The following is a 252-nucleotide window of genomic DNA, read 5'->3' on the forward strand; positions in this document are numbered from 1 at the left end:
GCGCTGGGCGGGGTGTTCTTCAACTTTGTGTTCTGGGGCTTCGGCTTTTTGCGCATGGGCACCACGGGGCTGGTGTCGCAGGCGCATGGCGCGGGGGATGCACAGGCGTTGCGGGCGAGCGTGGTGCTGTCTCTTATACACATCTCCGAGCCCACGAGACATGGCGCCTGATCGCGTATGCCGTCTTCTGCTTGAAAAGGGGGGGGGGGGGGGGGGGGGGGGGGGGGGGGGGGGGGGGGGGGGGGGGGGGGG

At 70.2% G+C, this 252-nt stretch carries 1 pseudogene; it reads left to right on the forward strand.

The features are described 5' to 3' along the window. Nucleotides 1–138 (forward strand): annotated as a pseudogene (locus JHD73_RS28900) (MATE family efflux transporter); the annotation flags it as partial. Nucleotides 139–252 lie beyond the last annotated feature (114 nt).

Origin of the sequence: Ralstonia sp. ASV6 (assembly GCF_016429285.1) — a bacterium.
GTDB classification, from domain to species: domain Bacteria; phylum Pseudomonadota; class Gammaproteobacteria; order Burkholderiales; family Burkholderiaceae; genus Ralstonia; species Ralstonia flaminis.